General features: G+C 43.6%; 29 protein-coding genes and 1 riboswitch. Of the genes, 15 read left to right on the plus strand and 14 right to left on the minus strand.

Annotated features, from left to right (window positions below; genetic code table 11):
* Nucleotides 1-5: 5 nt before the first annotated feature.
* Together ADP71_RS02500 and ADP71_RS02505 are read left to right on the plus strand one after the other, a co-directional pair.
* Nucleotides 6-356 carry a hypothetical protein gene (locus ADP71_RS02500; protein ID WP_171460864.1) on the plus strand — a complete coding sequence of 117 codons (351 nt, stop codon included), beginning with the start codon at nt 6-8 and terminating at the stop codon, nt 354-356.
* A complete protein-coding gene (locus ADP71_RS02505; protein ID WP_019957381.1) occupies nt 353-637 on the plus strand; it encodes a hypothetical protein in 285 nt (94 codons plus the stop codon). The genes ADP71_RS02500 and ADP71_RS02505 overlap by 4 nt, the downstream gene beginning before the upstream one ends.
* 138 nt (nt 638-775) lie before the next feature.
* Here ADP71_RS02505 and ADP71_RS02510 read toward each other — a convergent pair whose 3' ends face one another.
* Complete coding sequence (locus ADP71_RS02510; RefSeq protein WP_019957382.1) at nt 776-1,231, minus strand: hypothetical protein; 456 nt, start codon at nt 1,229-1,231, stop codon at nt 776-778.
* A 170-nt stretch (nt 1,232-1,401) separates the two neighbouring features.
* Between ADP71_RS02510 and ADP71_RS02515 the strand changes: the two genes are divergently transcribed.
* On the plus strand, nt 1,402-2,430 hold the full coding sequence (locus ADP71_RS02515) for a hypothetical protein (RefSeq protein WP_171460865.1): 1,029 nt from the start codon (nt 1,402-1,404) through the stop codon (nt 2,428-2,430).
* 51 nt (nt 2,431-2,481) lie between these two features.
* Here ADP71_RS02515 and ADP71_RS02520 read toward each other — a convergent pair whose 3' ends face one another.
* Entirely contained in the window at nt 2,482-2,913 is a 432-nt protein-coding gene (locus ADP71_RS02520; protein WP_019957384.1) for a hypothetical protein, read from the minus strand.
* Nucleotides 2,914-3,204: 291 nt separating this feature from the next.
* On the opposite strand from ADP71_RS02520, the gene ADP71_RS02525 reads away from it, so the two are divergent.
* From ADP71_RS02525 to ADP71_RS02535, 3 genes are all read left to right on the plus strand, one after another.
* On the plus strand, nt 3,205-4,308 hold the full coding sequence (locus tag ADP71_RS02525) for an AOC03_06830 family ribosome hibernation factor (RefSeq protein ID WP_019957385.1): 1,104 nt from the start codon (nt 3,205-3,207) through the stop codon (nt 4,306-4,308).
* A 113-nt stretch (nt 4,309-4,421) separates the two neighbouring features.
* Nucleotides 4,422-6,308 (plus strand): esterase/lipase family protein, encoded by a 1,887-nt coding sequence (locus tag ADP71_RS02530; protein WP_171460866.1) that lies wholly within the window; start codon nt 4,422-4,424, stop codon nt 6,306-6,308.
* A gap of 150 nt (nt 6,309-6,458) precedes the next feature.
* Nucleotides 6,459-6,561: riboswitch (SAM-I-IV-variant riboswitch) on the plus strand.
* 99 nt (nt 6,562-6,660) lie between these two features.
* Nucleotides 6,661-6,963, plus strand: a complete 303-nt coding sequence (locus ADP71_RS02535) for a hypothetical protein (RefSeq protein ID WP_019957387.1) — start codon at nt 6,661-6,663, stop codon at nt 6,961-6,963.
* A gap of 65 nt (nt 6,964-7,028) precedes the next feature.
* On the opposite strand, the gene ADP71_RS02540 is transcribed toward ADP71_RS02535, so the two are convergent.
* Entirely contained in the window at nt 7,029-7,697 is a 669-nt protein-coding gene (locus tag ADP71_RS02540) for a DsbA family oxidoreductase (RefSeq protein ID WP_104931424.1), read from the minus strand.
* Between the two features lie 235 nt (nt 7,698-7,932).
* Here ADP71_RS02540 and ADP71_RS02545 point away from each other — a divergent pair, with 235 nt between their 5' ends.
* Nucleotides 7,933-8,898 (plus strand): histone deacetylase family protein, encoded by a 966-nt coding sequence (locus tag ADP71_RS02545; RefSeq protein WP_019957389.1) that lies wholly within the window; start codon nt 7,933-7,935, stop codon nt 8,896-8,898.
* 79 nt (nt 8,899-8,977) lie between these two features.
* On the opposite strand, the gene ADP71_RS02550 is transcribed toward ADP71_RS02545, so the two are convergent.
* The 11 genes from ADP71_RS02550 to ADP71_RS02595 form a co-directional block, all read right to left on the minus strand.
* Entirely contained in the window at nt 8,978-10,156 is a 1,179-nt protein-coding gene (locus ADP71_RS02550; RefSeq protein WP_104931425.1) for a PilT/PilU family type 4a pilus ATPase, read from the minus strand.
* A gap of 320 nt (nt 10,157-10,476) precedes the next feature.
* Complete coding sequence (locus ADP71_RS02555) at nt 10,477-11,277, minus strand: 3-hydroxybutyrate dehydrogenase (protein ID WP_019957391.1); 801 nt, start codon at nt 11,275-11,277, stop codon at nt 10,477-10,479.
* A gap of 97 nt (nt 11,278-11,374) precedes the next feature.
* Nucleotides 11,375-12,004, minus strand: coding sequence for a 3-oxoacid CoA-transferase subunit B (locus ADP71_RS02560; protein WP_019957392.1), 630 nt, complete (start codon nt 12,002-12,004; stop codon nt 11,375-11,377).
* Nucleotides 12,005-12,017: 13 nt separating this feature from the next.
* The gene (locus ADP71_RS02565; RefSeq protein ID WP_171460867.1) at nt 12,018-12,716 is read right to left on the minus strand and encodes a CoA transferase subunit A; all 699 of its coding nucleotides are present in this window, start codon (nt 12,714-12,716) and stop codon (nt 12,018-12,020) included.
* Between the two features lie 196 nt (nt 12,717-12,912).
* Nucleotides 12,913-13,041 (minus strand): hypothetical protein, encoded by a 129-nt coding sequence (locus tag ADP71_RS13105; protein ID WP_019957394.1) that lies wholly within the window; start codon nt 13,039-13,041, stop codon nt 12,913-12,915.
* Between the two features lie 99 nt (nt 13,042-13,140).
* Entirely contained in the window at nt 13,141-14,010 is an 870-nt protein-coding gene (locus ADP71_RS02570) for an NAD(P)H-hydrate dehydratase (protein ID WP_019957395.1), read from the minus strand.
* 69 nt (nt 14,011-14,079) lie between these two features.
* Nucleotides 14,080-15,225, minus strand: a complete 1,146-nt coding sequence (locus tag ADP71_RS02575) for a 5-(carboxyamino)imidazole ribonucleotide synthase (RefSeq protein ID WP_104931426.1) — start codon at nt 15,223-15,225, stop codon at nt 14,080-14,082.
* Between the two features lie 104 nt (nt 15,226-15,329).
* Nucleotides 15,330-15,821 carry a 5-(carboxyamino)imidazole ribonucleotide mutase gene (gene purE, locus ADP71_RS02580; protein WP_104931427.1) on the minus strand — a complete coding sequence of 164 codons (492 nt, stop codon included), beginning with the start codon at nt 15,819-15,821 and terminating at the stop codon, nt 15,330-15,332.
* Between the two features lie 16 nt (nt 15,822-15,837).
* Entirely contained in the window at nt 15,838-16,548 is a 711-nt protein-coding gene (locus ADP71_RS02585) for a tetratricopeptide repeat protein (RefSeq protein WP_081619526.1), read from the minus strand.
* Nucleotides 16,549-16,552: 4 nt separating this feature from the next.
* Nucleotides 16,553-17,236, minus strand: a complete 684-nt coding sequence (locus ADP71_RS02590; RefSeq protein WP_104931428.1) for a class I SAM-dependent methyltransferase — start codon at nt 17,234-17,236, stop codon at nt 16,553-16,555.
* 5 nt (nt 17,237-17,241) lie between these two features.
* The gene (locus tag ADP71_RS02595; protein WP_019957400.1) at nt 17,242-17,433 is read right to left on the minus strand and encodes a DUF3460 family protein; all 192 of its coding nucleotides are present in this window, start codon (nt 17,431-17,433) and stop codon (nt 17,242-17,244) included.
* 192 nt (nt 17,434-17,625) lie between these two features.
* On the opposite strand from ADP71_RS02595, the gene pcnB reads away from it, so the two are divergent.
* From pcnB to ADP71_RS02635, 8 genes are all read left to right on the plus strand, one after another.
* A complete protein-coding gene (gene pcnB, locus ADP71_RS02600; protein WP_155970376.1) occupies nt 17,626-18,987 on the plus strand; it encodes a polynucleotide adenylyltransferase PcnB in 1,362 nt (453 codons plus the stop codon).
* Nucleotides 18,988-18,990: 3 nt separating this feature from the next.
* The gene (folK, locus tag ADP71_RS02605) at nt 18,991-19,485 is read left to right on the plus strand and encodes a 2-amino-4-hydroxy-6-hydroxymethyldihydropteridine diphosphokinase (protein ID WP_019957403.1); all 495 of its coding nucleotides are present in this window, start codon (nt 18,991-18,993) and stop codon (nt 19,483-19,485) included.
* 39 nt (nt 19,486-19,524) lie between these two features.
* A complete protein-coding gene (locus ADP71_RS02610) occupies nt 19,525-20,169 on the plus strand; it encodes a deoxynucleoside kinase (protein ID WP_019957404.1) in 645 nt (214 codons plus the stop codon).
* 18 nt (nt 20,170-20,187) lie between these two features.
* Nucleotides 20,188-20,982 carry a 3-methyl-2-oxobutanoate hydroxymethyltransferase gene (panB, locus tag ADP71_RS02615; RefSeq protein WP_171460868.1) on the plus strand — a complete coding sequence of 265 codons (795 nt, stop codon included), beginning with the start codon at nt 20,188-20,190 and terminating at the stop codon, nt 20,980-20,982.
* 79 nt (nt 20,983-21,061) lie between these two features.
* Nucleotides 21,062-21,901, plus strand: coding sequence for a pantoate--beta-alanine ligase (gene panC, locus ADP71_RS02620; protein ID WP_171460869.1), 840 nt, complete (start codon nt 21,062-21,064; stop codon nt 21,899-21,901).
* A gap of 3 nt (nt 21,902-21,904) precedes the next feature.
* Nucleotides 21,905-22,303, plus strand: a complete 399-nt coding sequence (locus ADP71_RS02625; protein WP_019957407.1) for a hypothetical protein — start codon at nt 21,905-21,907, stop codon at nt 22,301-22,303.
* Between the two features lie 201 nt (nt 22,304-22,504).
* Nucleotides 22,505-23,596, plus strand: coding sequence for a redox-regulated ATPase YchF (gene ychF, locus ADP71_RS02630; protein ID WP_019957408.1), 1,092 nt, complete (start codon nt 22,505-22,507; stop codon nt 23,594-23,596).
* Nucleotides 23,597-23,664: 68 nt separating this feature from the next.
* Nucleotides 23,665-24,186 carry a YqiA/YcfP family alpha/beta fold hydrolase gene (locus ADP71_RS02635; RefSeq protein WP_171460870.1) on the plus strand — a complete coding sequence of 174 codons (522 nt, stop codon included), beginning with the start codon at nt 23,665-23,667 and terminating at the stop codon, nt 24,184-24,186.
* Nucleotides 24,187-24,234 lie beyond the last annotated feature (48 nt).

Raw genomic sequence — 24,234 nt, forward strand, 5'->3', positions numbered from 1 at the left:
TTTGTTTGAATTTAAAATCCAAACTTGAGGAGTTTTTTCAAAATACAGAAAAAAACCGCTACTCTTATTTTATTGAAGATTACATAAAAGCGATGATTAAAATGTCCAATACTCAAATCAATCATGATAAAAAAAGTTTTTTTAAACTGGTTACAGAGCATTACAATGAAATTGATGAAATTCAAACTAGAAAAAAGGATGTATTTGATGTCACGAAAAGTTATCTTACAGAAATAATAGAGGAATCAAACTACAAGGAAGATTTTTTTCAAAATGTTAAGATAAAAGAAATGATTCTATTTCTTGGAAATATAAAGGAAGTTTTTTATATTCAGATACTATTAAAAAAGTATTGAATGGCAGTCAAATTACGCTTGGAGTAGGTACCTTAGTTTATGGCGTATCTATATCTATTGTGATGTATGACAATCGTCGTAAAAAGTATTACTCAATAGAAGAAATTCAAGAAGCTTTAAAAGACATTAGATTTATTGCCTCTCATAAACAACATGAGCAAGATTTTGATGGTGAATTGATTGTTGAAAATTATTCGTATGAAGATTTTGATGCGAAAATGGTTGCTAATCGAATAGATTTCTATATTGATAAAATTCAGAATTTGAATCTTGAAAAGTGAAAATAGTGTTTTAAAAATTATTTAAGAAAAATAAATTCAATCAGAGTTTTGTTTGATAAAAAAGCCGTCCTGTAACTTTTACAGGACGCTTATTTATGTTTTGAACAACAAAAATCATTTATTTTATTTCAAACCCAACTACCCACAACGGTAAAACGTTTCTTGTGGCAAAGCACCGACTTTCAAAGCGTCGTCTTTGAGGCTGTAGTGGTAGGAATAGGCTTTGTAGATGCGCGATTCGTTTGGTTTGTTGTTGTCGGCGATGTATTCACGGCGGCTGGTGCCGCGGATGACCGAGTCGGAGTGTTCGCGAAAGCGAAGCGTGTCTAAATTGATGCGCACGGTGTGACCTTTGGCGCTGAAATGGTGGTGGACGATTTGCTCAGGCGAAATGTCAATTACATGCAGTTTTTTAGCATTATCAAAATTGGCATGGGCAAAACCATTTTGGCAAACAACATCGCGCTCGCTTGGACTGGCAATGTTCACCCATGTGTCTTGAAAGGTTGCGGGAATGGTGTTTTTGCTTTGGGCAAAAGCACTGTTGGCGCACAAAATCAAACTGGCACTCAAACCTAAAATCCATGCTTTCATGGGAAAATCCTTATCTTGTTTGGCAAGCAATCAGCCTTTTAGAAGCCATCATGACAAATAAGTTCTGAAACATAGAAGGCAAGCATCCTGAAATTTTGTGTTTGGATGGGCGCAGTGTATGTATTGCAATGGAATAAATATGCCTAATTGTCATATAATGCGGCGATTGTGTGAATTTGAAAACAAAACAAATACAACAGGAAATGGCAATGGGTAAGCGTTCGATAGTAACAAGTTGGTGGCTGATTTTGGCTTTGGGTTTGGGTGGATGTGATTACATCAGTGCGCTGCAAGGCAAAAAAGTATCGTGTTCCGATCCAACAGGTCAAACTTTGGTGCATGACATCATCAAAGAGCAAGCACAAAAACACTTGCAAGCCTATGTGGGCGACGATGGCAAACGCCGTTTTGATTTGGCCAATATTCGCGCGTCGGTGTCGCAATTGCAATACGCTTTGCAAAGCATTCGTACCAGCAAGGAAGACCCCAACAGCAGTAAGGTGTTTTGTGAGGCGGAATTGGCGTTGATGGTGCCAACGAAGGTTTTGGATGATGCGAACATGTCGCTAGAAGAAATGGGTGGCGTGGACAGCACGGTGGAAGAAACCTTGTTGCGTTATGGCTTTAAAAAGTCGGGCAATGCCGCGAACGTGTACCAAGCGACGGTTTTGTATTCGGTGCAACCAACGGATGATGGCAAACAAGTGTATGCGCAAGTGGACAATGCAGAAGATTTGGCCGAAGGCGTGAGCGATGTGTTGCATGCTTCGATGAGCAAATTGATGGTTTTGGAGGCTAAAAACAAAGAGCAAAAAGCGCAAGCTGAAGCCGAGGCCGAAGAAATACGCTTGCAACAAGAAGCGGATGCTGCGATACAAAAAGAAATTTTGGCCGAAGAAGCGCGTGTGCGTGGCATAGAGTTGGCGGAAGAGGCGGAGCAAAAAGCCCGTTTGAAACAAGTACAAGAAGAAAACAAATTGTACAAACAGCAATTGAATCGCATTTGGTCAGGTTTGGATGCGGATATTCAAGCCCAAATTGAAGGCGCACAAAAAGCTTGGGTAGATGAAAAAGCAGCGGCTTGTAAAAAAGAATCGCTCAGCACTTATGGCACTGAAACAGAATTGGAAATAGTGCGTTTGCAATGCGACAGCAAATGGGTACAAAAACGTGTTCGTGAATACCAAGCGGCTTTTTAATTGAAATATGTGGTTGGAGAAGCGTCCTGTAAATGTTTACAGGACGCTTTTTTATGACGCAAAGCCTGTTAATGCCGCAACGCCTGTCTCAGGATTCAGAACATCATAAGAAAATCCTGCTGCAATGAGGGTATTGGCAAGCTCTGTATGCCAATGGTCGGCATGAATCCATGCTTGGGCTTGATAGGCATTCCAATACAAAACGGGTAGATGTTGTTGTAAGGCATTTAAAAATGCTGCATCTGAGGATTGTAAAACCAGAAAATGGCGAGGCTCTAGTGGTATCAAACCGATGTGATAGCCTTTGCTGCGGCTAAAGCGCAGGTATTTGACTTTAGCTAGCGCATGGGCCACTGTTTTCATGGGTTTTAACGGGATTTTGATGGGTAATTTGAGGCTTGTATCGGCAGTGACACTGATGCGAAACAGTTTTAAATTCAAGGCTTGAATTTGGTCACGAATGGCTAAATCGGTCTGGCTCATGGTTAAGATAGGCTGCAAAACCCACAGTATAACAGCTTGATTTACATATTTTTAAATTCAATTGGGCGTGGTTTAATCTTTTGAATGGATTGTGTTTTTTGAAATGTCACTTTAATTAAGGTGTATGCCATGACAGATGGAGGTCTCAATGGTGTGTAGAGCAGCGGAAGCTTTGAACTTTTAAGGCAGCTATTTGACCAATGGTGTGACTTTTAACATTCTAAATGTATGCAGTGTGGGATAAGAGCTGGGTGGTAAGCTGCATCATAAATCCAATACAAGAGGTGAAACATGGACTTAAAAAAGATTTATCGAGAGCTAAAAGAGGTGAAAAGCAATCCTGCCGTGAGCATCTTTGTGCCAACTCACCGTACTTTTCCTGACAATGAAGCAGATTCTATTCAACTGAAAAATGCTTTGTCTGAAACCGAAAAACGTTTGTTAGAACATTATGAAAAACGCTTGGTGTGGGATGTGATGGGACACATCAATCAGAAGTTCGAAAACCATGATCACAATTACAATTTGGACACCTTGGCTATTTTTGCCACGCCAGACCAAGCTGAGGTATACAATTTCCCATTTCATGTTGTGCCACGGGTGATTTTTGATGACAATTTTGCTTTGCGCGATGTGATACGTGAAGATTTGCAATCGCAGCATTATTATTTGCTGACGGTGTCTTGGAGCGAAGCGAATTTGTACGAAGTGTTCAATGGTGCGGTAGTGAAAACCTTTACAGGCGAAGACAAGCTGCTAGATAACGTGAGTTTCCCAATTGCAAACACGCTGTTCAAAGAAAAAACTTCTGACGACCAAGCCAATAGCATTGCCAAAGAGAATTTATACCGTGAATATTTGAATCGTGTTGACAAGAGCATGCAAGAAATCCACAAATCTTTGGCTTTGCCTGTGTTTGTGGCAGGTGATGACAAGGCAGTGGCTTTTTATCAACAAGAAAGCGACAATTTGAGTATTGTAGCAGGGTCATTGACGCAAACTGAAAATGTGGAATGGGATGTGCGTTTATTGATTCAGGATTTACAGCCAGTTCTGGATGAATATCAGTTGAATCAAGAAAAAGCGGCGGTTGATTTGATTGGTCAAACCCGTGGTCAAAATTTGCTGATGGCAGATTTGGCGTCTATTTATCGCAGTGCCAAAGAAGGGCGTATTGATACGTTGTTTGTGCGCAAAGGTTATGTGGCACCTGCTCAAGTGGATGCAGAAACCTTAGATGTGGTGGTCAATTTGGCTGAAGGCGAAACGCCAACCACTGATGATGTGGTCGATGATTTGATTGATGCGGTGTTAAATACCAGCGGTAATATTGCCTTTATCCGACCTGAATTGTTTGATGAGGGTGAAAATGTTTTGGCAAAATTGCGTTATTAATACGATGTCAGAAGAACAGCCTTAGGGCTGTTTTTTATGTTGTCTTGGTACCTAAAGACAGATGCGAGGATGGCAATATGGATTGCGGTACAATGGCGCAAAATAAGGAGAAAATGATGCGCATTTTTGTATTGATGTGGATGGTTTTATTGAGCTTATTGCTCAATGGCTGTGCGATGGTGTCTTTAAAACAGCAGACCAATGCCGATTATATTGCCATCAAACGAGATGATGTATTGAGTAAAGGTGTGCTCAGTGAAGCTAGCATGACAACGGTTTCGGTGGTTGGATTGGCTCGTGCAGAATGTGAAAAAAAACTACCCGAATGTATTGAAAAAATTGCTGCTTTAGAAGAAACCGAAGCAGACATGCGTTTGGCTGCTTTGTCTGAATTGTGGTTGTTGCAAGCCAAAAGTTTAGAGAAAAACAAACAGCCATTTGAAACCATACAAGATGCTTTGTTAGAAAGTGCTCGTTATGCGTATGCGTATTTGTTTTTTGGTAGCCGTGACCCCAAACAACGAGTGTTAGAGTCACGCCAAACGCAAATTGTGGAATATTATAATTATGCCATACAACAATTTGTGGGCAATAATGCCAAGCGGTATGCGGTGGAAGATTGGCGCGAACTGGCGGAAACAGGGCAAATGCAATTGGGTAAATGGCGTTTGCAAAGCGATATGAGCCAATTGAATTTGCCAGATGGCATGGCTTGGCCAAAAGACATTGTTATTGCCTCCAATCTAAAATTTGCAGGTTTGCGCAATGTGTATCAGCGTGATGGCTTTGGTGCAGAATTGGTCGCGATTTTAGACGATGAGCCGTTACTGCAAACAGACCAACCTTTTAGCGAAACCAATACAGCACCTGCCACATTGATTGTGCATTTTCAAGGTCAGAATTTAGATGAAGTTTTACAAACTCATGATTTAAACATTCAATCTTTTGATCCTTTTACTTATGACAGCATCACCATTAATCATAAAAAAGTGCCATTGGCTGCCAATTTTACTGCGCCTTATGGGGTGTGGTTGGCTGAGTCTGGTTTTGCTAAGCAAGCGATTAAAACCTTATTGGGGCGAGATGGTGGTATTGAAAAGCCACATGTGTTTTTGATGCAGCCGTATGATCCGAACAAGCGTATTTTATTGATGGTGCATGGCTTGGCCAGCAGTCCTGAGGCTTGGGTGAATATGGCCAATGAGATTTTAGGCGATGTGAAGCTGCGCCAAACTTATCAAATTTGGCAAGTATATTATCCGACCAATATGCCGATTGTTTTGAATCATGTGGCGATACGCCATATTGTGAATGAAACGATGCAACATTTTGATCCACAGGGAAAAAACATTGCTTCACAGAATATGGTGCTAGTAGGGCATAGCATGGGCGGTGTCATTGGACGCATGATGATTGCCAATGATGGTGGTGCTTTGGATGAGTGGTTTAAAGAAGCTTTGGGTGTAGATAAGATTCCACCACGCATATTGCCTTTGGTACGCTTTGAGCCGATGCCACAAATTGGTCGAGTGGTTTTTATCGCGGCACCGCATCAAGGGACGCAAATGGCTGGCGGCAAAGTGGGGCGGTTGATTGGCAGCGTGGTGCGTCTGCCATTTAGAACATTGCAAACGCTAGAACAAAGTTTGGCCGATGCATTTTCCAACAATCGACGAGATTTATTGCGTTTGCAAAAAGATGGGATTTTTGTGCCCAATAGCATTGATAATTTGGATGAAAAAAACCGTTTTGTCATAGCCAATCGCAATATTCGGATTTCAGAGACCATTCCTTACTATTCTATTATTGCCCAACGTAAGCCTAACGTGCCTTTAGAACAAAGCAATGATGGGGTAGTGCCTTATTTGAGTGCCCATTTGGCGCATGCACAATCTGAAAAAGTGATAGTAGCGGCAGATCACAGCGTTCAAGAGCATCCGCAAGCCATTTTAGAAATCAGGCGAATTTTGAATGAGGACATGAAAACATTGAGCCGTTAATGTGATATCAAGCACCAGATAAGATACAAGCGTCCTGTAAGGTTTACAGGTCGCTTGATGTATGTGTGATGGTCTTGTGTGAGGATTTTGAGCTTGGTTTTTTGTGCGTAAATATTTTGACAAAACAAACTGCTTTATTTATGCTGTGTCTTGAATCATCCAGATTTGGTGCTATGCACCATGCCAACCTACCAACTCGGGCAAGGTGGACGTAAAGATGAGGTTGAGTGAATCAACAACAAAGCGAGTTTGTTAATGATACTGTGGCCTTCCTCTTTTGATGGAAGGTTTTTTTTTGGTGATTTATCTTAACTTGCGACCAATCAAACGCTAAATCAAGAAAGAAAATACGATGAATACTTATTGTAATATTGCGGCTTTAAATTGTGACATTGTTTTCAAAACCATTGAACATTCACACGTTGTGGGGGTGTGGTGGGTCAATCCTGTGCAATGCTCACAAATATTACACCTTGGGCAATACCATGTGCAAGAAGATGCGTGGTGTGATGGTTTGAGCGGTGGCATACATGGTTTAAGCGATGAGGCTTGTTTGAAATTACGCCCTGCGGTGCGTCTGAATGTGTCTGATTTGATTGAGATTCGAGCACAAGCCCAAGTGTTGTTTGGTCAGCGCAAAGCGATGGCGGCATAATATCCCAACACAAAAGCCCAAAGTATCGAGGTACTTTGGGCTGTATATTGATATCAGTGTGCTGATTATTGGCGGGTTAGTTTGGCATCTTCAGATGCATCATGATTCAAAATATGTTGAATCACTTCTTTGAATGCATCAATGGATTGGGCTCCTGCCACCGCCAAACGGCCATCAAAACCAAAAAATGGCACGCCTGTGATGTTTAATTCTTGTCCTGATGCTTCATCTACTCGCACTGCCGTAGCAAATGCTTGGCTTTGTAATGCTTTTTGCGTGGCAGTATGGTTTAAGCCCGCTTCAGTAGCCAAATCAGCTAGAACATCGATATGATTGATATTCAAACCACGATTGAATACCGCATCAAATAAAAGTTGGTTTATAGCGTGACCTTGCTCACTACCAATGCTGTTGGCGTATTGCTGTAATTGGTGAGCCAAGAAAGTATTGCCATAATAGGCTTGTTCAAAATCCATTTTCAGGCCGCAGCTTTCGCCAATCTTTGCCAACTGTCCACATTTTTCAGCCGCTTGTTCGGCGCTGACTTGGAATTTTTGTTGTAACACATCGTAATGATGGCTAGGACCATCGATAGGATAGGTTGGGTCTAATTCAAAACTGCGCCAAACAAATTCGGCTTCTACTTGCAGTTCAGTTAAGGCTTGCAATAAATTGGCTTTGCCGATATAGCAAAACGGGCAGACATAATCTGACCAAATTTCAATTTTCATCATGGTTCATTGCTTTAGTGACATCATCAAGACTCAAACATACCACAACACGCTTTAATACGCAGTTATTGTATTTAAATCAAATTTGGACATTTGTTTGATTCTGTTCAGTAGTCACAAACGGGAGTATCATGATTTTGCTAACCAATGTCATAAATGGATTACATTAAGCGCAGCAGTCAATGAAATATATAAAAATAATATGAATTGGATCAATTATCTACAAAGAGGGTTGAAAATGACGAAGCAATATCTGCATGATCTCAATCAACGTGGTATGACGGCATATATTACCCATGGTAAGTGTTTGGAACACAATATGGGTGAGGGCCATCCTGAAGGACCTGAGCGTTTGGCTGCCATTAAAGACCGTTTGATGGCTTCGCAAATTTTCGACTTTTTGCATGAAATTGAAGCACCCGAAGTCAGTGATATTCAATTATCACGTGTGCATACACCGCGTTATTTGTCTTATTTGGAATCGGTACAGCCGCATGTGGGCACGTTTCGTGTCGACACCGATACGGCGATGAACAGTGCGACTTTGAATGCTGCCAGACACAGTGCAGGAGCGGTGATTAAGGCGGTTGATATGGTCATGAAAAAGCAAGCACCGAATGCATTTTGTGCCATTCGTCCGCCAGGACACCATGCTTGCAGCGACAAAGCCATGGGTTTTTGTTTTTTCAATAATGTGGCTGTTGGGGCGATGCATGCCATTGCTGAGCATGGTTTGGAGCGGGTGGCGATTTTGGATTTCGATGTGCATCATGGTAATGGCACAGAAGAGATTTTCAAAGACGATGAACGGGTCATGTTGCTGTCTTTATTCCAACATCCATTTTTCCCGTATAGCGGCGACAAAGCCTTGGGCAGTAATCCCAATATTGTCAACACACCTTTAAAATCAGGCACGCATGGGCAAGAGGTGCGTGAAGTGGTCGCAGATTTGTGGCAATACAAATTGGAGGAGTTTCAGCCGCAAATGGTGTTTATCAGTGCAGGATTCGATGGGCATTTGGAAGACGATATGGGCAATTTTGGCTTGGTTGAAGCGGATTACAAATGGATCACTGAGCGCATTGTGAAGTGGTCAAAAAAATGGTGCGATGGGCGTATTGTGTCGGTTTTAGAAGGTGGTTATGATTTGTCCTCGTTGGCGCGCAGCGTGGCGGTACATGTCAAAGTTTTGGCAGATGCTTAAAAATTGATTGCTTAATATCCAGATATAAAAAGCGTCCTGTAAAGATTACAGGACGCTTTTTAATCATTTTAAACTTGGTTTAAGAGTTCAAAGCCTCTGCCAAATCAGCATCGTTCATCAAATTCAATGCTGCCAATGGGTCGTGGTTTTCGTCCACACCATCGATGGGTTTTTGGTCGCCATGCAATTTGATGGTCAAGCGCAAATCGTTGACCGAGTCGGCATTGCGCAAAGCCTCTTCGTATGAAATTTTGTCTTGCATATACAAATCAAACAAAGCTTGGTCAAAGGTTTGCATGCCCAATTCGCGCGATTTTTTCATGATTTCTTTGATTTCACCGGTTTCACCTTTGAAAATCAATTCAGAAATCAATGGACTATTGAGCATGATTTCAATTGCAGCTGCACGTCCTTTACCGCCTTTGCGTGGAATCAAACGTTGTGAAACCATGCCACGCAAATTCAAAGACAAGTCCATCAGCAATTGTTGGTGGCGTTCTTCTGGGAAGAAGTTAATGATGCGGTCAATCGCTTGGTTGGCGCTGTTGGCATGCAACGTGGCCAAACACAAGTGACCCGTTTCGGCAAACGCCATCGCGTGTTCCATCGTTTCCGCATCGCGAATCTCACCCATCAAAATCACATCAGGCGCTTGGCGCAAGGTGTTTTTCAAAGCAATTTCCCAATTGTCGGTATCAATGCCCACTTCACGCTGCATCACCACGCAGTTTTTGTGTGGATGTACAAATTCCACAGGGTCTTCGATGGTGATGATGTGACCGTGTGAGTTTTCATTGCGATAGTCTACCATCGCCGCGAGCGTGGTGGATTTGCCCGAGCCTGTGCCGCCCACCAAAATACACAAACCACGTTTGGCCATTACCACATCTTTTAAAATTTCAGGCACACCCAAACCATCAATGGTCGGCAATTCGGTTGGAATCACACGCAATACCATCCCTGCCGAACCTTGTTGTACAAAAGCATTGACACGAAAACGACCAATGCCATTGGGAGAAATGGCAAAATTACATTCTTTGGTGGTTTCAAATTCCTTGATTTGATTTTCCGTCATGATGGATTGAACCAATGCCAAAGTATGCGTCGCTGTTAAATTTTGCGGACCCATTTTGGTCATTTTGCCATCAATTTTCATAGCAGGAGGGTAGTTCACCGTAATGAATAAGTCACTGCTTTTTTTGGATAACATGAGTTTGAGCAATTCACAAACATATTGATAGGCTTGCTTGCGATCCATAGGTGGGATTTCCTTTACATTGATACAGCATTATTCCAGTAATACAAGTTTTATTTTGATATTTCGGATGGGATATTACTGGCAATTTTGGAAGTTTTAAATGAGTGGGAGTGATTTTTTATGAAAAACATATGGCGCTGATCGCTACCATTAATTAATTTGTCATTAATTAAAGTATTTTTAATATTGGATTTGTTTAATTTTGATTAAAAATCAATGCTTTAAATTCAAATAAAGCATGATGTTAAGTTGAATGGAAAAAAGAACAAATACCAATATTTGTTGCGGTATTTGTTCTTTTTTTAAACCGATGTGATCGATTAATGCATGTGCCAACCATGGCTGGCAATAAACGATTGCCCTGTTAAGGCTGAAGTAGGAAAGGCGGCTAAAAACAATGCCAATTGGGCGATGTCATCGGTGGTGGTGAATTCGCCATCTACGGTTTGACCGAGCATGACATTTTTAACCACTTCTTCTTCGCTGATACCACGTTCAAGCGCTTGTTCGGGAATTTGTTTTTCCACCAACGGTGTCTTAACAAAGCCCGGACACACCACATACGAACGCACATTGTGTGGTGCACCTTCTTTGGCCAAAGTCCGCGCCAAACCCAATAAACCATGTTTGGCGGTAACATAAGGCGCTTTTAAGGGCGATGCCAAATGCGAATGCACCGAACCCATGTAAATGACTGTGCTAGGTTCTGTTTGTTGGTGCATGTGTTTTAAGGCCGCTTGCGTGGTCAAAAATGCACCGCCTAAATGAATATTCAGCATTTTTTGCCATTGCGAATAAGGCATGTTGGCAATCGAATCGATGATTTGGATGCCTGCGTTGGATACCAAGATATCATAGCGACCAAATGCGTCGACCAATTTTTGTGTACCCGCTATCACTGCTTCTTCATTGGTGACATCCATTTCAATGGCAATGGCTTTGCCGCCTGCTGCGTTGATGGCATCGGCGGTGGCTTGTGCGCCAGCCAAATTCAAATCGGCAATGCCAACGGCTGCACCTGCTTGTGCAAAAGTTTCGGCAATGTCACGCCCAAGACCGCTTGCAGCACCTGTGACCAATGCTACTTGCCCTTGTAATTGAGTGCTTAATTGTGTTGGCATAAAGCTTCCTTTTTCAATATGTGAATGACAGTGCTTTGAGTATCAAACTGGCAATTGAGCGTCCTGTAAAGCTTACAGGACGCTTGATGGCTTGAATTTAAACTAAAACAGGGACGGCAGTAGCATTTTGTAAGTCTTCCAAACTCACGCCTTCTGCCAACTCTACCAATTTCACACCTTCAGTGGTAATGTCTAACACACCCAAATCGGTGATGATGCGGTTGACCACGCCTTTGCCGGTTAAAGGCAAAGTGCAACTTGGCAAGATTTTGGATTCGCCTTTTTTGGTGCAATGCTCCATCAACACAATCACGCGTTGTACGCCGCCTACCAAATCCATCGCACCGCCCATGCCTTTGACCATTTTCCCCGGTATCATCCAGTTGGCCAAATCGCCATTGCCCGCGACTTCCATCGCGCCCAAAATCGCCAAATTCACCGCACCACCGCGTATCATCGCAAACGATTCTGAGCTTGAAAAAAAGCTTGCGCCTTGGCGTGCGGTCACGGTTTGTTTGCCTGCATTGATTAAGTCGGGGTCTATGGTGTCTTCGGTAGGAAATTCGCCAATGCCCAGTAAGCCGTTTTCAGATTGCAACCACACATCCACGCCTTCGGGAATGTGATTGGCGACCAAAGTCGGCAAGCCTATGCCCAAATTCACATAAAAGCCGTCCTGTAATTCTTGTGCAGCGCGAGCTGCCATTTGATCGTGTGTCCAAGCCATTGTGTATCCTTTCTTAAGCGTCACGCAAAGTGCGTTTTTCGATGCGTTTTTCAGGGTGGGCATTCACCACAATGCGTTGTACGTAAATGCCGGGCAAGTGAATGTGGTTGGGGTCTAATTCGCCAATTTCCACAATTTCTTCCACTTCCACAATGGTAATGCGTCCGCTCATGGCACATTCTGGGTTGAAATTTCGTGCCGTTTTATTGAAAATCAAGTTGCCCGCTTTATCGGCTTTTTGTGCTTTGACCAAAGCCACATCCGCGGTTAAGGTTTCTTCTAAAATGTATTCTTGACCGTTGAATATTTTAACGTCTTTGCCTTTGGCAATTTGTGTGCCTACGCCTGTTTTGGTGAAAAAGGCAGGGATACCAGCGCCGCCTGAGCGCAATTTTTCCGCCAAAGTGCCTTGTGGCGTCAATTCTACTTCCAATTCGCCTGCCAAATATTGGCGTTCAAATTCCTTGTTTTCACCGACATAAGAAGCAATCATTTTTTTAATTTGGCGGGTTTCCAACAGCAAACCCAAGCCAAAACCATCGACACCTGCGTTGTTGCTGATGCAAGTTAAATCGGTTTTGCCACTGTCACGCACTGCCACAATCAGACTTTCAGGAATGCCGCACAAACCAAAACCACCCACAGCCACAGTCTGACCGTCGGCAATGACATCAGCCAAAGCAGTGGCTGCATCAGGATAAAGCTTATTCATTCAGACTCCTCAATTTCTTTGATTTTCTTTGTAGGTATGAATTACGCAAAGTATTTTGCCAACTTTACTAGATGGAAACCTTAACACCGAATCAACAACATGGAAACCGTCTTATACAATTTCGATACATATTGTATCAAAATAAAAAGCCACTCTTGCGAATGGCTCAGTCGGTTGCTGTTTAAAAGCAGATGGATTAACGCTCGCTGACATGGCTCACAGCAGGCTCTGCTTGTGGCACAGGTACAGTGCTGTTTTTATCAGCCACTTGGCGGCGAGTGTGTTGTAAGGCTTGAAAGTTTTGCATTCTGCGACGGTGTTGCATGATCTCTATCCTTTTCTTATTTATTATCATTAATGGTTCAGATGCGTGGCATCTTAACCGTCATTGATGACAAAATCGTGACCAAATCAGTCTATAAAATCAATTGTCTGTCATCAACAGTTGGTTGCGCAGCTGTCTTGCTGCATCAATCAACTCTGTTGCTACCATACCAATAGGTCCAATCTGTTGTAAAGACAAAATTTCAGCTGCAACGCCATGTAACCACACAGCTGCGCAAGCCGCTTGAGCGCAATCCATGCCTTGAGCAAGCAAACTGACCATCATGCCAGCCAAAACATCACCACTGCCTGCCGTTGCCAAACCTGCATGACCACTTTCATTTAAATAGTATTGAGTATCAGTGATTTGTACCAAAGTTTGATAGCCTTTTAAGACGCTGATACAGTGGTATTGCTGATATAAATTTAAAGCAGCGAGCGTCCGCTGTGCTTGAATCTCAGCGGTTTGCTGTTGCAACAATCTTGCTGCTTCTGTGGGGTGAGGGGTGATGATGTGGTTTGAGTTTAATAAAGTGTGAAATTTTGTATACTTCGCCAATAAATTTAACGCATCCGCATCCCAAACAATGGGTTTGTGTAATTGATGTTCAGACAATGTTTGTAAAATATGGCAAGCATTGTTATCTGTACCCATTCCGCATCCTATAAGCCATGCGTTAATGTCTTGTTGTTGCAACAATTGTTGGGCAGTGTACAACATAATTTCAGGCTGGCTTTCCAAAACAGGCATGGGCAAGCTGTTTTGCACAAAGCCAATTTTGACTTTGCCTGCACCCAATTTCAGGGCGGCTTTGGCAGCCATAATGACCGAACCACTCATACCAACATTGCCGCCAATGATGCCAACTGTACCATGAGTGCCTTTGTGGCTGTCTTTTGCACGAGGTTTGAGCACATCAGGAAAATGTTGCTGCGCAAAACTGCGGTAAATATGCCAAGGAATGTTCATAAATGAAGCGTCCTGTAAATCAATGAGCTATAAAAAAAGCAGCCCGTAGGCTGCTTGCAAGCATACACTTTATTTTTTCAGTTGGGCATGTAAGTCTTGTGCCCATTGGTAAGCTTGATTAGCGTCCTGTGCCAATGTGGTGAAATGGCCCATTTTACGACCTTTACGAGCCGATTTTTTGCCATACAAATGCAAATGGCTGGCTGCGTGTTGTTGCAATGGCAACCAATTGGGTTCAGAACCATCTTCGCCCCACACATCACCCAAAATATTTGCCATAGTGCAAGGCGATAACAACGATGTGTCGCCAGGATTCAGGCCGCACATCAAACGCACTTGTTGTTGAAATTGATCGGTCACACAGGCATTGATGGTATGGTGTCCTGAATTGTGCGGACGAGGGGCGATTTCATTGACCACCAATTGTGCATCATCGCCCACCACAAACATTTCTACCGCCAATACGCCTACATAATTTAATTCATCTGCCAAGCGTTTGGCCATGTCTTTGGCTTGTTGTTGCAAAGATTCAGGCAAGCGTGCAGGCACAATCGAATATGCCAAAATGCCATCAATGTGTTCGTTTTCAGCAGGATCAAAACACATGCTGGTGTCGTTATTCAAACGACACACAATCACCGAAATTTCGCTACGCAAATCCACCATTTTCTCAAGTACACACGCCACGCCTTGGTGTTGTTTGAAAGCGGCCACCAATTCAGACAAGGTTTTGACACGAATTTGACCTTTGCCATCGTAGCCTAAAGTCGCTGTTTTCAAAATACCTGGTAAAAATGCTTCCGATGCATCGGAAATATCAGATTCTTGTTCTATCACTTGGTAAGGTGCAGTTTGCAAACCTGCTTTGGCAATCCATGCTTTTTCCAAAATGCGGTTTTGTGCAATCGCCACACAATCGCCACTAGGAGAGACGGTGGTGTGTTGCGCCAAAGAACGCATCGCATCGGCATTAACGTTTTCAAACTCGGTGGTCACCGCTGCGCATTGTGCCAATTGTGCCAAAGCAATGTCATCGGTGAAAGCAGCGCACAAATGTTCGTCGGCAAATTCAGCCGCAGGTGCCAATGGATCGGGATCGAGTACCACCACTTGGTAGCCCATGGTTTTGGCTGCTACGGTGAACATGCGACCTAATTGGCCGCCGCCTAAAATGCCCAAACGAGCAGGAGGTAAGATGGGGGTAGAAATGTGCATGGTGTCGTTTACTTATTCAATTTGAAAATGCAGATAGGGTTTACAGGACGCTGATGACACCGCAACGCTGAGAGTGGTCAGGTGTACAAGCGTCCTGTAAGGTCTTACAAGTCAACAGCAGGTAAATCCATGGCCAAAACCGTGTCGGTTTGTTTTTGACGGAAGTCTGCTAATTTTTGAGCCAATTCAGGGTTTTCATTGGCAAGCAAAGAAATGGCAAACAAAGCGGCGTTCGCAGCACCCGCTTCACCAATGGCAAAAGTTGCTACAGGTACGCCTTTGGGCATTTGGACAATCGACAACAAAGAATCTTCACCACGCAAATATTTACTTGGTACAGGCACACCCAAAACAGGCAAAGTGGTTTTAGCCGCAACCATGCCAGGCAAATGCGCCGCACCACCTGCGCCTGCAATGATGGTTTTCAAACCACGTTCGCGCGCTTGTTCGGCATATTCAAACATCAAATCAGGGGTACGATGCGCTGACACGACTTTGCATTCAAAAGCCACACCAAATTCTTGTAAGAAGGCGGCGGCATATTGCATGACGTTCCAGTCACTGTTGCTGCCCATAATAATGCCCACTTGTACCATTAGAGTTTTCCTTAACTTATCGTAATTGCTGCGCAGCCATACGAGCGGCGGCGCTGTGAGGATAAAGCACACGCACACGTTTCCATGTTTCACGGGCGATGTCTTTTTGCTGCATATCGTATTGGCATTGACCAACACTGTAAAGCGCTTCCGCTGCCCGAATGTGGGTAGGGAAACGTTGTTGAAATTGGCGTCCGATGGTGATGGTGGACTCACATTGTTTGAGTTGTTTGTGCGACAGCATCAACAAATACATGCCGTTAATGGCATCAGTTGAGCCACTGCCACCACTGTTGTATGGCTTGAGAGTTTGTATGGCTTGGGCGTATTGTTTTTTTTGATATTGTGCATATGCACGAGAATAAGTGGCATCGTGCGGCAAGTCGTTGTGTGTTTCGATGTCAACGGTTTTGACATGAATGCGTTGATTTTTAGCAACGTGCTCCATGTTTTGATTCAAAGCCACTTGTTGGCGTTGCAAAGCACGCATTTGTTCTTGCATTAAAAACAGATTTTGCTCTAGCAATTTCACATGCTCTTGCAAAATTTCCACTTCATCAATGTCATCCATATCATCGTGATGTGCTGGTGCTACGGGAGTCGATGCAGATGCAGTGGGCAAAGGGGGCGTATGTGTGGAAGTGTTGAACGATGAAGGCGCCGTCATTTGGCTACACGCGTTGATGCTCATCATGGTTGCCAAAATCACACTCAAACGCCTTATCATGATGTCAACCTTGTGGATGTTTAATCAGTAAAGTCATGCCATCGCCAACAGGCAAGGTAATGGCCATGTAACGAGGATCTTGCGGCATATTGCGATTGAATTGCTGCAAAATCGCGACGCTCGGTGGACTGTGTTCATCAGCGTCCTGTAACACACGACCGCCTAGTAAAACATTGTCTATGGCAATGATGCCGCCATCTCGAACCAGTTGCAAACACAAGTCTACATATTCAGGTGTGGGCGCTTTGTCGGCATCAATGAATGCCATGTCAAACGTGCCTGCCATGCCTTCGTCTAGCAACTCTTCTAAACTGAATAAGGCAGGCTGTAAACGCAATTGAATTTTATCGCTGACACCTGCTTCTTGCCATGCTTCTTGTGCCAAAGCGGTGAAGCTGGCATTCAAATCACAGGCAACAATGCGGCCATCTTCAGGCAAAGCCAAAGCCATCGCAGTGCTGCTATAGCCTGTGAACACGCCCAATTCTAAATAACATTTCACGCCTGTGAGCTTGGCTAACCATACCAATACCAATAATTGCGCTTGCTCAGGTGCCAAACTCATTTTGCCCAAGCGATGACCTTCGTTGCGCTCACGCAAGCGTTTTAAAATGTTCGGTTCGCTAGGACCAATAGCATGTAAATATTGCGCCAATTCAGGAGCAATACTCCAAGAAGCCACTGTCACAACAATTACTCAGCGCTAGGTTGGTAAGTGTAAGCTGGCTTTGGCAATTCAGCGGCTTCGAAGTCGGCTTGTTCTTCGTTTTTCAAAGTCACGTCCCACAATTTGGCACGATTGGTCAGGCGCTCAGCGGCCACATCTGGATTTTGCTCCAAGTATTCATTCATGAATTTGGTGAAATCTGATTGGTAATTGTACATAGTTGGCTCTGTCTTATCATGCTCAAGCTATGGCTTGAGCCAGCAAAAAATAAAGGCGTATTATAACCAAACTTCAGGCCACTAGGTAGCAGCTTGCAGCATAAATTGGCGTGGTTCGCATGAAAACCGAGCAATTGACGTATAATGAGCCCACTATATTTACTGTGATGCTGTTTGCCAGCATCGATACACATGAATTCAAAAAAGAAGTTATCCCCTTTGTTGACCACTGATTTACCATCGTTACCTGTCCATATTTGGGATGGTAATGAGTTTGGTTTGAGCTTGTCGCGCCTAAGCCATGCAGCGCAAAAAGTGGTCAAACAATTACATCAATCTGGCTATGATGCCATGGTGGTCGGCGGCGGTGTACGTGATTTATTGGTGGGTCAATCGCCTAAAGATTTTGATATCGCTACCAATGCCACGCCAGAAGAAGTCAAGGCAGTGTTCAAACGCAGCCGCATTATTGGTCGCCGTTTTCGCATTGTGCATGTGATGATGGGTGCTGAAACCATCGAAGTGACTACTTATCGTGGTGGCGATCAGATGCAGCAAAATGAGCAAGGTCGCATCATGCGTGACAACACGTTTGGCTCGCAAGCTGAAGACGCTTTGCGTCGTGATTTTACATGCAATGCTTTGTATTACGATGCCATCGCCAATCAGGTTATTGATTATCATCATGGTATGGCGGACATTCAAAAACGCCGCTTGGTGATGATAGGCGAGCCTAAGCAGCGTTTTCGCGAAGACCCTGTGCGAGTGTTGCGTGCTTTGCGTTTGTCGACCAAATTAGGCTTTGAATTGGATGATGCCATCGCCAACGTGATGGCAGAGTGTGCGCCGTGGCTTGCCGCTGAACCGCCTGCACGTTTGGTCGATGAGTTGATCAAATTGTTATTGTCTGGTCATGCTTTGGCGTGTTTGCAAAATGTTCGCCGTTTTGGCATACAAGCGAATGTGCATCCGTTTTTACAAGTATTGATGACACAAGACTTGAACGAGCCTTTTATTCAGTTGGCTTTGAAAAATACCGACTTGCGTATCAAACAAGGCAAACATGTGTCGGTAGGTTTTTTATTGGCAGCATTGTTGTGGCCTAAAGTGCGAGACCAGTGGCAATTTTTTATAGCAAGCGGCCTGAAAAAATCTATGGCTTTGAGTGCGGCTGTGGAATCGGTGCGAGAAGAACTCGATGGTAGTCGCTGGGGTTTGCCACATCGTATGACGGCTATGTGCCGTGAGATTTGGCAATTGCAATCGCAATTTGACAATCAAAAAGGTCAGCGTCCTTATCGCTTGATTGCACAACCACGTTTCAGAGCGGCGTACGACTTTTTGTTGTTGCGCTATGAGGTAGGAGAAGCTGATACTGAGGCGGCGCTGTGGTGGCAGCGTTTCCAAGAAGTATCGACTCATGAACGTGAGGCCATGGTGGGTACTGCGGCGCGCCCTTATTCCGAAGCGGTAGAAGCAGTGGTTATAGAACAACCTAAAAAACGCCGCCGTCGCCGTCGTCCGAAAAACACTTCTATGATTCATGAAAATTAAACTATGTTGAAATATACTGCTTTGATTGCTTTGGGCAGCAATTTGTCTGAGCCTGTTGCTCAAGTGCAACGAGCCATTGATTGCTTGAAAAAGCATAATGCAATTGACATTATTGCGTCCTCTCGTTTATACCGTACAGCGCCTGTAGGTTATTTAGATCAGCCTGACTTTATTAATGCTGCAGTGCAAATAGAAACCACGCTTGAACCCATGTTATTGTTACAACTTCTGAATCAAGTTGAAGCAGATTTTGGACGTGAGCGGACATTTCAAAATGCGCCACGTACTTTGGATTTAGATATCATTGATTACGCAGGTCAAATTTGGAATACAGAGCGTTTGACTTTACCGCATCCTCGCGCGCATGAGCGTGGTTTTGTATTGATGCCTTTACATGACATTGTGCCAAATGTTTATTTAGGTGAAAAAGGCAGTGTTGCGGATTTATTGGCGCAAGTAGATGTCAGTGACATTGAGTGTTTGCACGATGTAATGTGAAGTAAATACAATAACTTGGATAGAAACGGGAGTTGAGTGATGGATTACCGCTATTTGGTCGTAGAAGGTTCAATTGGAAGTGGTAAAACGGCTTTGAGTCGTAAATTGGCCGAGCGTTTTGAGTGCGAGCTGCTGAGTGAGGCCCCAGAGCAAAACCCGTTTTTGACCAAGTTTTACTTGAATGCGACGAATCATGGTTTGGCTACACAATTGCATTTTTTGATGGAGCGAGCTGCGGCGGCGACCATGGTTTTAGAAGAAGATCGCCAACAACAACGGGTTGTCAGTGATTTTTTATTGGAAAAAGATCAAATATTTGTGCCGATTGTCTTGCAAGATGATGAGGCGACCTTATATTGGCAAGTCAAACAGCAAGTTTTGCCTGAATATCCGGTACCGGATTTGGTCATTTACTTGCAAGGCAAGCAAGATGCGAATAAACATTCGGGTAGTACTGCACAATCAGCGCATTATAAATTATTCCCGAATGGTTATATGAAACAAGTGGATGAGGAATACAGCCATTTTTTCCATTTGTACACTCATGCACCTTTGTTGATTGCCAATACCGATGAATTGGATTTCATTCACAATGAAGACCATTTTCAAATGTTGCTCGATACCATGCACAATATGCGTGGTTCACGTCATTATTTGAATTTGAATGAAACCACCACGTATTAAAAAATATAAAGAGTCACGATGATTACTGTAAGTACTTTATTAAAAATGAAACAAGCTGGTGAAAAAATCACCATGTTAACTTGTTATGAAGCCAGTTTTGCCCGCTTGATGAGTGATACTGGTGTGGATATGTTACTCGTGGGCGATTCTTTAGGCATGACGGTACAAGGTCATGATTCTACTTTGCCAGTTTCTTTAGCAGATATGGTTTATCACACCAAAGCGGTGGCACGCGGTAATCAAAATGCGATGATTGTGACGGATTTGTCGTTTGGCTCTTATCAGCAAAGCAAAGAGCAAGCATTTGCAGCCGCTTCTGAATTGATGGCGGCAGGTGCGCATATGGTCAAATTAGAAGGTGGTGCTTGGATGGCTGAAACCACTGAATTTTTGCAAATGCGTGGCATTCCTGTGTGTGCACACATTGGTTTGACGCCACAGTCTGTGCATGCGTTTGGCGGTTACAAAGTACAAGGTAAAGGCGATGTGGCTGCCAATGCTTTGAAAGCCGATGCCCAAGCCCATGCGGATGCAGGTGCTGCTTTGGTATTGATGGAATGCGTACCAGCGGCTTTGGCTGCTGAAGTGACTGCTTCTTTGGCTTGCCCGACCATCGGTATTGGTGCTGGCGTCGATTGTGATGGTCAAGTATTGGTGATGCACGATATGTTGGGTGTGTATCCTGGCAAAACAGCACGTTTTGTGCGCAACTTCATGCAAGGGCAAAACAGCATTCAAGCTGCAGTCAAAGCTTATGTGGATGCGGTCAAAAAATCTGAATTCCCTGCTGCAGAGCATCAATTTAGCGAGTAAGATAAAGTTTATCTGAGCAAAATCAGGCTACCAATGAATCATTGGTGGCCTTTGTCTTTCATAAAAATAGGAAATCGTGATGCAAATTATCACAAGCATTCAGGATTTGCGCGCTTGGCGCAAAGCAGCGGGCGTGGTGGCGTTTGTGCCAACCATGGGCAATTTACATGATGGTCATTTGGCTTTGGTAGCCGAAGCGAAAAAACATGCTGAAAAAGTCGTAGTCAGTATTTTCGTGAACCGTTTGCAGTTTGGTCAAGGCGAAGACTTCATGTCTTATCCGCGTACTTTGGATGCTGATGCTGAAAAATTACAGGCCGCAGGTGTCGATGTTTTGTTTTCGCCAAATGAAACAGAGTTGTATCCACATGTGAGCCAACACTATAATGTCGAGCCACCAAATATTCAAAATGAATTATGTGGTGTGTTCCGACCGGGTCATTTCCGTGGTGTGGCAACAGTGGTAACCAAATTATTCAATATTGTCAAACCTGATGTCGCTTGTTTTGGCAAAAAAGATTACCAGCAATTGGCGGTGATTCGAGGCTTTGTTGAAGACTTGAATATGGACATTAAAATTGTTGGCGTGGATACAGGTCGTGCGGCGGATGGTTTGGCTTTGTCCAGTCGCAATGGGTATTTGAGTGAAGCCGAACGCGCACAAGCGCCACAGTTGTATCAAGCTTTGACACAAATGGCTGCCCAAATTCGTTCAGGTCGCCAAGACTATGCCAAACTGGAGCAACAAGCAGTCAAAACTTTGACGGAACAAGCTTGGGTTGTGGATTACGTGGAAGTACGCAATACGCATGATTTACAGGTCGCTCATGCGGGCGATGCTCACGTGGTGATTGTGGCAGCGGCTCGTTTAGGCAACACGCGTTTGATTGATAATTTAGAAATACATTTAGAAGGGTAAGTGATGAATTGCAAGCAATGGATGGTAGCGGCGGTAGTGTCGGCAATGGCTATGCCTGCATGGGCGGTGACAGAAACCAATTTGGTTGGAAGTTGGGCAATGCCCGTGCCAAACAATGCTCAATGTTCTGAATATTATCGTTTTGAAGCCGATGGAAATTTGCAAATTAACAGCGCTTTAGAGCGTATCAGCGCGCGCTATGAAGTGAAAAATACAGCGGGATTGCCGCAAATGAATGTGGTGTTTGTAGAAGACAATGGCATGGTAGATTGTTTTGGAAACGGTGCTAACCAATCAGGTCAAAGTACCACCCATTTTTTAAAATGGGAAAACGCCAATCATGTGCGTTATTGCTCTGATGCATTGGGTCAAAACTGTCCTGTGAGTTTGTACCGTCAGTAAATGTATGGATTAAACCAAGCCATCTTTGTGAAAAGGTGGCTTTTTTGTATTTTTGTACAGAAGTGTACTAAAACCATGCTTCAATCATGTTCAGTGTGAAAACAGGATTTAGCATCGCTTGTGTGGATTGCTTAAAGCATAAACAGAGGCTTATGTTACAATAACGCCATTATTTAAGACTAAAGATTTTCAGGACGCCTTATGAGTTTGAAATGTGGCATCGTTGGCTTGCCTAACGTGGGTAAATCAACTTTATTCAATGCATTGACCAAAGCCGGCATCGAAGCGGCAAACTACCCATTTTGTACCATTGAGCCTAATGTCGGCATCGTAGAAGTACCCGATGCACGCATGGATGATTTGGCTAAAATTGTGAATCCGCAAAAAATGCAACCTGCGATTGTAGAGTTTGTGGACATTGCTGGTTTGGTAGCAGGTGCGAGCAAGGGCGAAGGTTTGGGCAACCAATTTTTGGCCAATATCCGTGAAACCGATGCGATTGTGAACGTGGTACGTTGTTTTGAAGACGACAATATTATTCACGTAGCAGGCAAAGTGGACCCGATTTCTGACATCGAAACCATCGGCACCGAATTGGCTTTAGCGGATTTGGCATCGGTTGAAAAATCGATTTTGCGTGAAGGCAAAAAAGCCAAATCTGGCGATAAAGATGCACAAAAATTGGTAGCAATTTTAGAACGTCTGCAAGCGCATTTGGACCAAGGTCAACCTGTGCGTTCGGCAGGTTTGGATGCGGATGAGTTGGCGATTATCAAGCCGATTTGTTTGTTGACGGTGAAACCTGCGATGTATGTGGCAAACGTGTCAGAAGACGGTTTTGAAAACAATTCATTGTTGGATGCTTTGACCGAATTGGCGAACAAAGAAGGTGCGCCTGTGGTAGCGGTTTGTGCGGCAATGGAAGCGGAAATTGCGGATTTGGATGACGCGGACAAGAACGAATTTTTGCAAGAAATGGGCTTGGAAGAACCTGGTTTGAATCGTTTGATTCGTGCTGGCTATGATTTGTTGGGCTTACAAACTTATTTCACCGCTGGTGTGAAAGAAGTGCGTGCTTGGACGATTCACAAAGGTGATACTGCACCACAAGCGGCAGGCGTGATTCACACTGACTTTGAACGTGGTTTCATTCGTGCGCAAGTAATTGCATTTGATGATTACATCGCTTTGGGTGGTGAGGTGAAAGCCAAAGAAGCTGGTAAGATGCGCGCTGAAGGCAAAGAATATGTGGTGGCAGATGGTGATGTCATCAACTTCTTATTCAATGTGTAAAGCATTGTGAAAAAAAGCGCCTGATTGAGGGCGCTTTTTTTAATTGAAATTCAACTGAGGGAGCGGTGATGAGTACGATTATTTATTTTCATGGTTATCAATCTGATTGTAAAACGGAGAAATTTGACCGCACCAAAGCATTTTTTGCCGAGCATGGCATACAAGTGGTGGGCATGGAACTCGATTATGAAAACACTCCACCGAATGCGATTGATAAAATCATTGATTTGATTTTCAAGCGGCATGAAATCATTGGTTGTATTGGCTGTAGCTTGGGTGGTTATTGGGCCAATCGTGTGGGTGTCTTACGCAAAGTAGCGGTGGCAGTTGCCAATCCTGCTATCGAATTTTACCAAACCAAATGCAAAGACATTGAAGCTTTGGCCGAGTATAAACAAGAAAAAGCTTATACCGAATCGAATGGTGCTAAGCGTTTGGTGATGTTGGGCACTGCTGATGAGGTATTGGACTATCGTGTGGCACAAAAAGCATTCCCTGCTCAAGAAGTGAAATTAATCGAAGGTGGCTCGCATTCGGGCTATGATTTCTTAGATGCGTTTTTACAGGCCGCTTTGAAAACCTTTCAATGAATGGGTTTTTATTCATAATGAGTGAACTTTAAGTGAATTTGGTTTCTA

This window comes from Vitreoscilla sp. C1 (assembly GCF_002951955.2).
GTDB lineage: Bacteria > Pseudomonadota > Gammaproteobacteria > Burkholderiales > Neisseriaceae > Vitreoscilla > Vitreoscilla stercoraria.

Excerpts from the sequence above, each read along its gene's own strand:
- pcnB (WP_155970376.1), top strand. The coding sequence starts at position 17,626 with ATGAATTCAAAAAAGAAGTTATCCCCTTTGTTGACCACTGATTTACCA.
- ADP71_RS02550 (WP_104931425.1), bottom strand. The coding sequence starts at position 10,156 with ATGGATCGCAAGCAAGCCTATCAATATGTTTGTGAATTGCTCAAACTC.
- ADP71_RS02545 (WP_019957389.1), top strand. The coding sequence starts at position 7,933 with ATGACGAAGCAATATCTGCATGATCTCAATCAACGTGGTATGACGGCA.
- ychF (WP_019957408.1), top strand. The coding sequence starts at position 22,505 with ATGAGTTTGAAATGTGGCATCGTTGGCTTGCCTAACGTGGGTAAATCA.
- folK (WP_019957403.1), top strand. The coding sequence starts at position 18,991 with ATGTTGAAATATACTGCTTTGATTGCTTTGGGCAGCAATTTGTCTGAG.
- ADP71_RS02625 (WP_019957407.1), top strand. The coding sequence starts at position 21,905 with ATGAATTGCAAGCAATGGATGGTAGCGGCGGTAGTGTCGGCAATGGCT.
- ADP71_RS02555 (WP_019957391.1), bottom strand. The coding sequence starts at position 11,277 with ATGCCAACACAATTAAGCACTCAATTACAAGGGCAAGTAGCATTGGTC.
- ADP71_RS02595 (WP_019957400.1), bottom strand. The coding sequence starts at position 17,433 with ATGTACAATTACCAATCAGATTTCACCAAATTCATGAATGAATACTTG.
- ADP71_RS02510 (WP_019957382.1), bottom strand. The coding sequence starts at position 1,231 with ATGAAAGCATGGATTTTAGGTTTGAGTGCCAGTTTGATTTTGTGCGCC.
- ADP71_RS02610 (WP_019957404.1), top strand. The coding sequence starts at position 19,525 with ATGGATTACCGCTATTTGGTCGTAGAAGGTTCAATTGGAAGTGGTAAA.
- ADP71_RS02525 (WP_019957385.1), top strand. The coding sequence starts at position 3,205 with ATGGACTTAAAAAAGATTTATCGAGAGCTAAAAGAGGTGAAAAGCAAT.
- ADP71_RS13105 (WP_019957394.1), bottom strand. The coding sequence starts at position 13,041 with ATGCAACACCGTCGCAGAATGCAAAACTTTCAAGCCTTACAACACACT.
- purE (WP_104931427.1), bottom strand. The coding sequence starts at position 15,821 with ATGGTACAAGTGGGCATTATTATGGGCAGCAACAGTGACTGGAACGTC.
- ADP71_RS02585 (WP_081619526.1), bottom strand. The coding sequence starts at position 16,548 with ATGATAAGGCGTTTGAGTGTGATTTTGGCAACCATGATGAGCATCAAC.
- ADP71_RS02565 (WP_171460867.1), bottom strand. The coding sequence starts at position 12,716 with ATGAATAAGCTTTATCCTGATGCAGCCACTGCTTTGGCTGATGTCATT.
- ADP71_RS02520 (WP_019957384.1), bottom strand. The coding sequence starts at position 2,913 with ATGAGCCAGACCGATTTAGCCATTCGTGACCAAATTCAAGCCTTGAAT.
- ADP71_RS02570 (WP_019957395.1), bottom strand. The coding sequence starts at position 14,010 with ATGAACATTCCTTGGCATATTTACCGCAGTTTTGCGCAGCAACATTTT.
- panC (WP_171460869.1), top strand. The coding sequence starts at position 21,062 with ATGCAAATTATCACAAGCATTCAGGATTTGCGCGCTTGGCGCAAAGCA.
- panB (WP_171460868.1), top strand. The coding sequence starts at position 20,188 with ATGATTACTGTAAGTACTTTATTAAAAATGAAACAAGCTGGTGAAAAA.
- ADP71_RS02530 (WP_171460866.1), top strand. The coding sequence starts at position 4,422 with ATGATGCGCATTTTTGTATTGATGTGGATGGTTTTATTGAGCTTATTG.
- ADP71_RS02575 (WP_104931426.1), bottom strand. The coding sequence starts at position 15,225 with ATGCACATTTCTACCCCCATCTTACCTCCTGCTCGTTTGGGCATTTTA.
- ADP71_RS02560 (WP_019957392.1), bottom strand. The coding sequence starts at position 12,004 with ATGGCTTGGACACACGATCAAATGGCAGCTCGCGCTGCACAAGAATTA.
- ADP71_RS02540 (WP_104931424.1), bottom strand. The coding sequence starts at position 7,697 with ATGATGAAAATTGAAATTTGGTCAGATTATGTCTGCCCGTTTTGCTAT.
- ADP71_RS02535 (WP_019957387.1), top strand. The coding sequence starts at position 6,661 with ATGAATACTTATTGTAATATTGCGGCTTTAAATTGTGACATTGTTTTC.
- ADP71_RS02635 (WP_171460870.1), top strand. The coding sequence starts at position 23,665 with ATGAGTACGATTATTTATTTTCATGGTTATCAATCTGATTGTAAAACG.